The 10999-nt window shown below is 63.0% G+C and carries 7 protein-coding genes and 1 tRNA gene; 4 read left to right on the forward strand and 4 right to left on the reverse strand.

Going from position 1 to position 10999, the window contains the following annotated elements; genetic code table 11:
* The first annotated feature begins 75 nt into the window (after positions 1-75).
* Positions 76-3978: an ATP-binding protein gene (locus BTW07_RS10725; RefSeq protein ID WP_075570174.1), complete on the forward strand. Its 3903-nt coding sequence runs from the start codon at positions 76-78 to the stop codon at positions 3976-3978.
* 184 nt (positions 3979-4162) lie between these two features.
* Here the strand turns inward: BTW07_RS10725 and BTW07_RS10730 are convergent, their stop codons facing one another.
* Positions 4163-4885, reverse strand: a complete 723-nt coding sequence (locus tag BTW07_RS10730; RefSeq protein WP_075570175.1) for a UDP-2,3-diacylglucosamine diphosphatase — start codon at positions 4883-4885, stop codon at positions 4163-4165.
* A 91-nt stretch (positions 4886-4976) separates the two neighbouring features.
* Positions 4977-5471, reverse strand: a complete 495-nt coding sequence (locus BTW07_RS10735) for a peptidylprolyl isomerase (protein WP_075570176.1) — start codon at positions 5469-5471, stop codon at positions 4977-4979.
* Positions 5472-5655: 184 nt separating this feature from the next.
* Between BTW07_RS10735 and BTW07_RS10740 the strand changes: the two genes are divergently transcribed.
* Entirely contained in the window at positions 5656-7395 is a 1740-nt protein-coding gene (locus BTW07_RS10740) for a glutamine--tRNA ligase/YqeY domain fusion protein (RefSeq protein WP_083941764.1), read from the forward strand.
* Positions 7396-7414: 19 nt separating this feature from the next.
* Positions 7415-8806, forward strand: coding sequence for a cysteine--tRNA ligase (gene cysS / locus BTW07_RS10745; protein ID WP_208605402.1), 1392 nt, complete (start codon positions 7415-7417; stop codon positions 8804-8806).
* Between the two features lie 111 nt (positions 8807-8917).
* On the opposite strand, the gene mtnN is transcribed toward cysS, so the two are convergent.
* Both mtnN and folD read right to left on the reverse strand, forming a co-directional pair.
* The gene (mtnN, locus tag BTW07_RS10750) at positions 8918-9622 is read right to left on the reverse strand and encodes a 5'-methylthioadenosine/S-adenosylhomocysteine nucleosidase (protein ID WP_075570178.1); all 705 of its coding nucleotides are present in this window, start codon (positions 9620-9622) and stop codon (positions 8918-8920) included.
* A gap of 111 nt (positions 9623-9733) precedes the next feature.
* Entirely contained in the window at positions 9734-10591 is an 858-nt protein-coding gene (gene folD, locus BTW07_RS10755; protein ID WP_075570179.1) for a bifunctional methylenetetrahydrofolate dehydrogenase/methenyltetrahydrofolate cyclohydrolase FolD, read from the reverse strand.
* Positions 10592-10837: 246 nt separating this feature from the next.
* On the opposite strand from folD, the gene BTW07_RS10760 reads away from it, so the two are divergent.
* Positions 10838-10914 (forward strand) — tRNA-Pro (locus tag BTW07_RS10760).
* Positions 10915-10999: the final 85 nt, after the last annotated feature.

Consider the following 10999-nt stretch of genomic DNA (forward strand, 5'->3'; position numbering starts at 1 on the left):
GGCCATCTCGCGAGTGATCGTCGGACGGCTGCATCTTGACTGGATGCTGCAACTCTCACCGGACAATGGAAACCCATGAACCCAGGTCGAGCCACAACAACAATCGCGCTCTTTGGACATTTCAGTTATCAGCAGGATGAGCGGACCCTGACGCAGTTCAGCTACGATAAAGTGAAGGCGCTGCTGGTTTACCTGCTGATGCAGGAAACGCCGGTCAGCCGTGCCTCACTGGCGGAAATGCTGTGGCCGGATCAGGGCGTCAAATCCGGGCGGACCAATCTTCGCCATGCCTTGCACTGCCTGCGTCATAGCCTGGGCGATCTTGCCGAGTCATCCCTCTCCGTCACCCGCCAGACGATCGCCTTCGATCTGCCGACGTCCGTGGCCTGGGATCTGCGCGCCGCAGACGGCTTGCTTCACCAGCCGCCGACCGTGGCGACGCTGGAACAGCTGCTCGATCATTATCGCGGCGATCTGCTGGAGGAGCTGCATCTGGGGCAGTGCGTCGTTTTCCAGCAATGGCTGGTGCGCACGCGAGGCGAGTGGCGCCAGCGCTTGATCGAATATGCCGAGCGAGTGCTCGAGACCGCCTCGGCATTACCCGAGGCGCTGCTGCGGACCCTGATCCATCGCCTCCCCGGCTACGGCCCTTTTCACGAGCGCCTGGTTCGGCAGCTCGCCGAGCACGGGCAGTTCGCCGCCGCCCGCGAGCAGTTCAACGCCTTCCTTCAGCACTTGGCGCTGTCCGGACAGCAGCCCGAGCCCGGTTTTCTGCAGTTGGCGAGATTCTGGTCGGAAGTGCCGGCGCAGGGATTGGCCGGCACCGACTGGTTGAGTCAGGCGGGTTGCTCCGTTTCACGCGGGGCGCAGAGGGAGGCGGCGGGCTACTCCGCGGAAGATATCGACTACCGGCAGATCACGGTGATGGCGATTGCGCTGCGACCGGTGGATGCCGGCAACGATCTCGGCCGGGCGCTCGCCTGTCTGAAAGCGCAGGGGCAGCTGTTTCAATGGCTGGAAACCCAGTGTCGTCACTTGGGTGGTTTCTGGCAGGCGGCCGTGGGAAGCGGGGTCGGTCTGGCCTGTTTCGGCACCCACGGGCCCACCCACCAGTTGGCCGAGTTGGTGGCACTTTTCGAGCACTGCCGACAGGGTCTGGCGCGTGAACTCGATAGCGTCTGGGAAGGTGACGACTCGCCACCGCGCTTCACCCTGACGGCGGGGCTGGATAGCGGTCGCGTGATCTGGTTGCCCGAGCGGCAGTCGATCGATCCATTTGGTGACGTGACTCAGGTGGCGTTGGCCATGATGGTGGCCGCGCAGAGCAGTGAACTCGTGATCTCACTCAATGCCAGTCAGCATCTGCCACCCGCGTTCGATCTTCAGTCGCGGCTGACGCCCCGTTTGATCAGCAGCGACGGACGCGTTCAGCGGCGTGGCCTGGTGCTTGGGGTGGAATCGGCGGGACGCGAGGCCTTGCCGCCCAGTCTGATGGGGCGCGAGTCGGAGTTGCGTCAGCTGCGAGACGCGCTGGCTCGGGTCTCCCTGGGGTTGCGTCAGAGCCTGCTGGTGCTAGGGGATACCGGCATCGGCAAGTCCGCGTTGATGATTCATTTTCGGGAGTCTCTCCAGCATGAAGACGTCGCGGTGTTCTGGCGTCCCACGACTCGGCTATCCAGTCAGAGCTCGTACGGCCTGGTCCAATCGCTGCTTCGCTGGTATCTGGAGCGGGAGCCTGACGGCGAAGCGCTCGGTGCATTGATCGATCGGACGGTTGCGCTGAAGAAAATCGGGAGCGAGCGCCGGCAGTTGCTGATCGATGTGCTGGGTCGCGAGCCGCTGGCGCGCGAGGATGCCGACGAAGCCGTGGAGCTGGTCACGCAGTTGGTCCAGGCGCTGATCCTCGAGATGACCGCGTCGCGCCGGCCGTTGGTGATCATCGTCGATGACCTGCAGTGGCTGGATGAACCCTCGCTCAAGGTGTTGCAGAACCTCCAGGCCAGACTGCCGATTCATACCGCCTCGTTGCTGATCGCCTCGCATCAGAACCGGGAGGTGCCATCGGTCAGATTGAACTGGGATCAACAGGTGATGCTGGCACGCCTCGATGCACGCCAGGCCGCGGACATGCTGGACTATCTGGCTCGACGCCATCGTCTCAAGCTCGGGCCAAGACTGCGCGAACAGTTGATCGAACGGTGCGAAGGCGTCCCCCTCTATCTGCAGGAGATCTGTCGTCGGCTGGAGATCGATCGGCGCGAGGGCCGGCGGCTGGACGTCGACAGTCTGCCGAGCGGGCTGCTGGGGCTGTTGGCGAGTCGCATCGATCAGTTGCAGGGTGATCGGCAGGTTGCGCACATGGCGGCAACGTTTGGTCGCCAGTTCGAAGCGGGCATGTTGGGCGACTGTCTGGAAGCCAGCGACGGTGCGCTCAAGGTCGCGCTGGAGCAGATGCGGCGGTTGGAGATCATCGAACCCTGCGAGACCCATCCCTACGACTTTCAGTTCACCCACCCGCTGCTGCAGGAAGCGGCCTATCTCTCCTGCCCGCAGGACGTCCGTGTCGTGCTGCATCAGCGGGTGGTGGAAGTGATCGAGTCCCGCTACCCCGCCTGGATCAGCCGTCATCCGGGGGATTTCGCCGAGCATCTTCGACGCGGGGGAGATCCGGCTCGCGCTGCCCGCTATTTCGAGATGGCGGCTCGTGGCGGGCTCAAGGTGAGCGCCAATCGCACGGCCCTGAAGATGGCGGAATCCGGCCTGGCTTGCCTGAACGAAGGTTCCGCTGGTGGCGCCGAGCGTCAGATCAGTCTGCTGACAGTGAAGGGGCAGGCCTGCTATGCGCTGGAAGGACATGGTTCGCGGGCGGCGCACGAGAGCTTCATTCAGGCGCAGAAAATGTGGCAGGGCTCGGTGCTGGATGACGAGGAGGCCGATGATCAGGCGTTTCTGGTGACCTGGGGGCTGTGGGTGGGCGCGAGCCAGCGTCACGCCAATCGCGACGCGGAATCTCTGGCCGCGCAGCTGCGCGAGCTCGCCCAGCGCATCGATGATGTGCGCTATCAGCGCCTGGCGCTTTATGCCCGAGCCCATGGGGAGTACTGGAGCGGTCAGGTATCGCTGGCCTATGAACACCTCGATCAGATCGATCCGCTGAACCAGCCGATGGTACTGGAGTGGTTGCCCTACTCCGATCACCCTCAGGTGGCGGCAGCCTGCTACCAGAGTTGGGCACTGTGCCTGCGTGGCGATTACCGCCGCGCGGAACAGCAGATGGAAGCCGCCATCCGGCTGGCGGAATCCGTTCGTCATCCTGGGTCGCTGGCCATGGCCCTGATTTTTGCCGCCTCGCTCTATCGTCAGCTCGGGCATATTCATCTCGCAACCGAGCGTGGCAGGCGTGCCCATGAAATGACCCGCACGGCGGACCTGCAGCGCTGGCACTGGGAGGCCGACTGCGTTCTCGGATGGAGTCAGTCGCTGGCGGGGGAGCCCCAGGGCTTGCAGCGCATCGAGTCCAGCGTCGCCCGGCTGAGCGAGCTGACCGGTCGCGAGCCCCACCAGCGCCCGTTCCTGTGGTACGGAGACGCCTGCCTGGCGCTCAATGACGTTGCGCGCGCAGTGGCGTATCTGGAGCCGTGTCTCCACCAGGCACGGACGCGGCGTTCGTTGATGATGCCGCAGATAGCGTTGCAGATGGCTCGCGCCAGGCATCGCTTGGGGGATGACATGCAGCGCGTGGCGGACCTGATCGAAGAAGCCAGAAGCTGGTCCCTCGAGGCAGGCAGTGCGCACATGGAGTTGAAAAGCCTGGAGATGTGGCTCTCCCTGGTCGATCCAACCGATGGCGAGAAGCAGAAAGCGCTGCGCTATCGGCTGGGAGAAGTGGCACTGTCCGATGCTCCGGTTCTGACTCGCTGGCGAACGCTGCTGGACAATGTCAGCGCCACGTCTCGTACGCCGGACTATCAGCTATGATCACGGCCGACAGCCATGACCATGGCCGAGGAAAGCATCGTCGTCGCGAGCGGAGGGGTGGGTTACGGCGAGCATGGCCGTGACCAATAACGCCCGGCTCGATGTTCGAGCCGGGCGTTGGTGTCAGACGAACCGCGCTATTGGCATTGGATGACCGGTTTTCGCTCGATCGATGCCGGGACGTTCAGATCGCGAATGACTCGAGCGTCAACTCGTCGCCTTCCACTCTCAACTGCCAGCCCACGCCAGGGCGCCAGTCGCCGATCACGTAGCGCTTCGCAGCTTCTTCACCGACACGCAGGTCATGGACGGCCGGTCGGTGGGTGTGACCATGAATCATGATCCTGACATCGTGAGTCTGCATGAGCTCGATGACGGCATCGGGCGTGACATCCATGATGTCTTCGGCCTTGTTGGTGTTGGCCTCGCCGGACTGTTCCCGCAGTTTCATGGCCAGCGCCAGACGCTCCTCGACCGGCATTGCCAGGATCTGGGCTTGCCAGGCTGGGTTGCGCGCCTGCTGGCGGAAAGCCATGTAGGCCTCGTCACGCGTACACAGACTGTCGCCATGCAACAGCAGGACGCGCTGGCCACCCAGCTCCACCACCGTCGGGTCGTCGAGCAGCGCACAGCCGCTGTCGGCCGCGAACGACTCGCCGATCAGAAAGTCCCGGTTGCCATGCATGAACGCCAGCCGCGTGCCGGCTTCGGCGCAGGCCCTGAGCTCGGCAATGATCTGCTGCTCGAAATCCCCGCGGTAGTCGTCGCCGATCCAGGCTTCGAATAGATCGCCGAGAATGGTCAGCGACGAGGCCTGTCGGGCCGGCCCGCGCAGATAGTCGATGAATCCCTTGGCGATGTCGGGCTGAGAGGGGTGGAGGTGGAGGTCGGCAATCAGCAGTTGCATGCGAAAGATCGTTCCTGTCGGTGGTCAGGCTTGGCGCGCAGACGGGCTAGGATCGCCGGCTTCTCGTCGAAGCCTGACCGGTATTGAAGGATCAGGCCGTGACTTCGGCACGTTCGATGATGACGTCATCCGCCGGAACATCGCTGTGCATGCCGCGACGCCCGGTGGCGACCTGGCGGATGTTGTCGACCACTTCCATGCCATCGACGACTCGACCGAAAACGCAGTAACCCCAGCCCTGCACGCTCTTGTCGCGGTGATTGAGGAAATCGTTGTCGCCCACATTGATGAAGAACTGTGCGCTGGCCGAGTGCGGATCCTGCGTGCGCGCCATGGCCACCGTGCCTTTCTGGTTGGTCAGGCCGTTGTCGGCTTCGTTGTCGATCGTGGCGCGGGTCGGTTTCTGTTCGAAGTCGGTGTCGAAGCCGCCGCCCTGAACCATGAATCCATCGATCACGCGGTGAAACAGGGTGCCGTCGTAGTGGCCTTCCTTGACGTACTGCTCGAAATTGGCGGCCGTCTTGGGGGCTTTTTCGAAGTCGAGTTCGAGCGTGATGGCGCCGTGGTTGGTGTGCAAAACGATCATCGGAGATCCTGAGCGATTCTGGGCTGTCGTAAGATGGCGGCCGGCTTGTCGCCGGCCGCGGGCGTCGCGCTATAATAGCGGTTTTGGGCCGTCGGGAGAAACCGCTGTCCGCGCGTGTTAACCTGCCGTTATCAGGGCCGTACCGCTGCCCACTCATCCGAATTACAGAGGTTGCCTGCATTCCATGAGCGTCGAAAGCAACACGAACGCCGAGAGCCCCAACGCCAGTTCCGAAGCCCAGCCAGGTGCCGAGACCCAGCAGGGGGGGCCGAATTTCCTGCGTAACCAGATTCGTGACGAGATCGAGTCGGGGCGGGCCACGACGATCGTGACCCGCTTTCCGCCGGAGCCCAACGGCTTTCTGCATATCGGCCACGCCAAGTCGATCTGGGTCAATTTCGGCCTGGCGGAACAGTTCGGCGGGCGCTGTCATCTGCGTTTCGACGACACCAACCCGGCCAAGGAAGAGCAGGCTTACATCGATGCGATCCAGGAAGATATTCGCTGGCTCGGTTACGAATGGAGCGGAGCGGTACGTTTCGCCTCCGACTACTTCGATCAGCTCTATGCCTGGGCCCAGCATCTGGTGCGTGAAGGCAAGGCGTACGTCGACGACCTCTCGCCGGATGAGATTCGCGAGTACCGCGGCACCCTGACGGAACCGGGCCGCCCGAGCCCGTATCGCGATCGTGGCGTCGAAGAGAACCTCGATCTGCTCGAGCGCATGCGACTGGGCGAGTTCGCTGAAGGCAGCAAGGTGCTGCGTGCCAGGATCGACATGGCCGCGCCGAACATCAATCTGCGCGATCCGATTCTCTACCGTATCCGCCACGCGCATCACCATCAGACCGGTGACGCCTGGAAGATCTACCCGTCCTACGATTTCACCCACGGCCAGTCCGATGCGATCGAGGGCATCACGCATTCGCTGTGTACGCTCGAGTTCGAGGACCATCGGCCGCTGTACGAGTGGTTCCTGGCCCAGCTGCCGGTGCCGTCCAAGCCCCGGCAGACCGAATTCGCGCGGATGAACGTCAACTATACGGTGACCTCCAAGCGCAAGCTAAAGCTGCTGGTGGACCAGGACGTGGTCGATGGCTGGGATGATCCGCGGATGCCGACGATCTCCGGATTGCGTCGCCGTGGCTACACGCCGGCGTCGCTGCGCAAGTTCTGCGACATGACCGGCGTCAGCCGGGCCGCCAACGTGGTCGATATCGCGATGCTGCATTTCGCGATCCGCTCGGATCTGGAGGACAACGCGCCGCGAGCGATGTGTGTCCTCAATCCGCTGAAGGTGGTTCTGACCAATCTCACGGCGGATCACGACGAGGTCTTCGAGGTGCCGGGGCACCCGGCGCGTGAGGATATGGGAACACGCCGACTGCCGCTGACCCGCGAGATCTGGATCGATCGCGAAGACTTCATGGAAGAGCCGCCCAAGAAGTTCTTCCGTCTGGCGCCCGGCAAGGAAGTTCGCCTGCGCAATGGCTACGTCATTCGTTGCGACGAGGTGATCAAGGGCGACGATGGCGAGATCGATGCGCTGCACTGTAGCGTCGATTTCGACACGCTGGGCAAGAACCCGGAAGGGCGCAAGGTCAAGGGCGTCATCCATTGGGTCAGCGCGGAACATGGCGTCCCCGTCGAAGTGCGGCTTTACGACAATCTGTTCCTGGATGAAGCTCCGGATCGCGATAAGGACGCCGACTTCCTCGATCATCTCAACCCCGACTCGCTGGTCACGGTGACCGGCATTGCCGAACCGGCGCTGGCGAATATCGAGCCCGAGGCCCGCTATCAGTTCGAACGGGTCGGCTACTTCTGTGCCGACCGCCACGCCTGTCGAGATGGCAAGCTGGTGTTCAATCGCACGGTGGGGCTCAAGGATAGCTGGGCCAAGATTCAGAAGAAGCAGGGCTGAGGGGTAGAGCATGAGCGCGCTGGAGATCTACAACACGCTGACGCGACGCAAGTCGAGGCTGGAGCCGATCGAACCGGGCAGATTGCGCATGTATGTCTGCGGGATGACGGTCTACGACTACTGCCATCTGGGTCATGCGCGGGTCATGGTGGCGTTCGACGTGATCACGCGGTGGCTGCGTCAGACCGGGCTGGACGTGACCTACGTTCGCAACATTACCGATATCGACGACAAGATTCTCAAGCGCGCGCAGGAGAACGGCGAATCGATATCGGCACTGACCGAGCGCATGATCGACGCCATGCACGAAGACGAAGCGCGTCTTGGCGTGCTGCGGCCGGATGCGGAGCCGCGGGCGACTGGCCATATCCCGGAGATCGTGGCGATGATCGAGCGTCTGATCGCGGGCGGCTATGCCTATGCCGCCGACAATGGCGACGTCTACTATCGCGTCCGCCGTTTCGCCGATTACGGCAAGCTCAACAATCGTAATCTCGACGACATGCGTGCCGGCGCGCGCGTCGATGTCGACGAGCACAAGGAAGATCCGCTCGACTTCGTGTTGTGGAAAGCGGCCAAGCCGGGCGAAGACAGTTGGTCTTCTCCCTGGGGCGAAGGGCGGCCGGGCTGGCATATCGAGTGCTCGGCGATGTCGACCTGCTGCCTCGGCGAGACTTTCGATATCCATGGCGGCGGGCCGGATCTGACCTTTCCGCATCACGAGAACGAGATCGCCCAGAGCGAGGCGGCGACCGGGAAGCCTTACGTCAACGTTTGGATGCATGCCGGCGCAGTGCGGGTCAATCACGAGAAGATGTCCAAATCTCTGGGCAATTTCTTCACGATCCGCGAGGTGCTGGAGGTGCACGACCCTGAAGTCGTGCGCTACCTGCTGGTTGCCAGCCACTATCGCAGCCCGATCAACTACGCTCCTGAGTCGCTGAGCGAGGCGCGCAAGTCGTTGGAGCGCTTCTATCATGCGCTCGACGGGGTCGAGTTGCTTCATGGCGATGTCGAAGGCATCTACGCCGAACGGTTCTCGGCGGCGATGAGCGATGACTTCAATACGCCGGAAGCGCTGTCGGTGCTGTTCGACATGGCGCGCGAGATCAATCGGCTGCGCGATGTCGAACCGGCTCATGCCGGGGCGCTGGGCCAGGAGCTCAAGCGGTTGGCAAGCGTGCTGGGGTTGCTCGAGCGGGAACCGGCCGTTTTCCTCAAGGCTGGCGCGAACGACCTGCCGCTGAGCGAGGCCGAGATCGAGTCACGAATCGAGGCGCGGGCGGTGGCCAAGGAGAACCGGGATTTCGCCGAGGCTGACCGGATCCGTGATGAGCTGGCGGCATTGGGCGTGGTGCTGAAGGATTCCCGCGAGGGGACGCGCTGGGGGTTCGAGGCGCCGCCGGCGTGATGCGATCCCGTCTTCGGAATACTCTCGAGGCGACGTTCTCGAAATGACAAACCCCGCCAACTGGCGGGGTTTGTCGTTCTGAAAGGGACAATGGCAAGTGAACCGTGGAGGTTATTGCGCGGCCAGCCTGGCGATGATGGCATCGACCATCTGGGCCGAATGCGTTGCCGCCCGTTCCAGAAAGGCGTCGAAGGAGAGCTCTGACTGCTTGCCGGCGATGTCCGACAGCGCCCGGATGACCACGAACGGGCATTCGAACAGATGGCAGGTCTGGGCGATGGCCGCTGCTTCCATTTCCACGGCGAGCATCTGGGGGAAATGCGAGCGCACGGCGTCGACGCGTGCCGGGTCGGACATGAAACTGTCGCCAGTACAGATCAGCCCCTCGTGAACACGCAGGTCGCCGAGCTTCTCGATGCACGCGCGAGCGGTCTCGATCAGCCTGGTATCGGCGGCGAAGCCTGCCGGCATGCCGGGCACCTGGCCCATCTCGTAGCCGAAGGCCGTGACGTCGACGTCGTGATGGCGGACTTCGCTGGAGATGATGACGTCGCCGACCTCTAGGGACGCGCCGAAGCCGCCCGCGGAGCCGGTATTGATGATCGCGTCCGGGCGGTAATGGGTCATCAGCTGCGTCGCGCCCACGGTGGCGTTGACCTTGCCGATGCCGGACTGGAGCAGCACGATCTGAAGACCGTGGCGCCGACCGCAATGAAAAGTGCCCCCCGGATGGTGTTCGATGCGGGCGTCGTCCAACTGAGAGGCGAGCAGGGCGACTTCCTGTTCCATGGCGCCAATGATGCCGAGAGTCTGCATGCGGCAGTCCTTCCGTGGGTCGGTGAGAGGTATCGGTGATCCGAGCTTGCGATGCGAGGCAGTCGGACATTCGCGCTATCGACCGCGGTCCTGACGACGATTCTCGCTACGTTACTGGGCGTCGTGGAGCCCGGCCGCCTGCAGTGTGTTCTCCAGCAGCGTGGCGACGGTCATCGGTCCGACGCCGCCCGGCACCGGCGTGATCCAGCTGGCGCGCTCGGACGCGGTGGCGAAATCGACATCGCCCACCAGCGAGCCATCTTGCTGACGGTTGATGCCGACATCGATGACGATTGCACCCGGCTTGATCCAGCGGCCGTCGATCAGGCCGGGCTTGCCGGTGGCGACCACCAGCAGATCGGCTTGCCGCACTTTATCCTCGAGACCCTGAGTGAAGCGATGACAGATCGTGGTGGTGCAGCCGGCCAGCAGCAGCTCCAGTGCCATCGGCCGACCGACGATGTTGGACGCGCCGACGATGGTGGCATCTAGGCCTCTCAGCGAGATCCGGCTCTCTTCGAGCAGCGTGATGATGCCCTTGGGGGTGCACGGGCGAAGCAGTGGCAGTCGCTGTGCCAGTCGACCCAGATTGTAGGGATGGAAACCATCGACGTCCTTGTCCGGACGAATGCGCTCCAACAGCGGGTTGGCATCGAGATGCTCGGGGAGCGGCAGCTGCAGCAGGATGCCGTCAACGGCCGGATCGGCATTCAGTCGATCGATCAGGGCTTCCAGGTCGTGTTGCGAGGTGGTGGTCTCGAGCCGGTGGCTGAAGGAGACAATGCCCGCGTTCTCGCAAGCGCGATGCTTGTGGCTGACGTAGACCTCGGAGGCCGGGTCATGCCCAATCAGAATGACGGCCAACCCCGGGCGACGGAGCCCGCGCTGGGTTCGATGCTCCACGTCGACTTTCACCCGATTGCGGATTGAGCCGGCAATGGCCTTGCCATCGATCAACTGAGCGGTCATCGACTTTCCTTTCTGAGTCCTGAGGGTGCCGGTAGCGGACCGACGAAGCGGGCAATTTTCGCACGCTTGGCGATGCAGTCAACGTAAGCTGAAGCGTAAGTGGAATTTGGTACCGGTTTTGGCCTTTCTGCCGATCGGGTCAATCGACGTTAAGTGCACGTAAAGGCTTGACCCGACAGAAAGGATCCGTAGAATACGCAGCGCATCGAAGGGCTCGTAGAGTCATCGGGCATGACAGACGTCTTACGGGGTATAGCGCAGTCTGGTAGCGCGCCTGCTTTGGGAGCAGGATGTCGGGGGTTCGAATCCCTCTACCCCGACCACGACGTCGCGTTCATGTTGATGAAAATGCAGCCGGTATTGGAATGCGCCTATAGCTCAATCGGATAGAGCAACGGCCTTCTAAGC

Source organism: Salinicola socius, assembly GCF_001937195.1.
GTDB classification, from domain to species: domain Bacteria; phylum Pseudomonadota; class Gammaproteobacteria; order Pseudomonadales; family Halomonadaceae; genus Salinicola; species Salinicola socius.